General features: G+C 69.9%; 1 protein-coding gene. It reads left to right on the plus strand.

The window, feature by feature from the left end; genetic code table 11:
* Positions 1–206 (plus strand): transposase (locus ACYQ8L_RS18890; protein ID WP_459943346.1); only part of this gene is annotated, 206 nt, incomplete at both ends.

Genomic DNA, 206 nt, shown 5'->3' on the forward strand with positions numbered 1-206 from the left:
GGTTCGACACGCCCGGCGCCTTGGCGTGGAGTTCGCCTGGGTGGGGGCAGATTCGTTCTACGGGGCCGACCCGAAGTTCCTGCGGGGGTTGGACGCCGACGGGGAAGTGTTCGTGGTGGATGTGAAGGCGTCCCAGCGGATCTACCTGGAGGATCCTCGGCCCCAGGTCCAGGTACCCCCGCGGCGCCGTGCGCGTGGGAGACCGC

Source organism: Deferrisoma palaeochoriense (assembly GCF_054656955.1).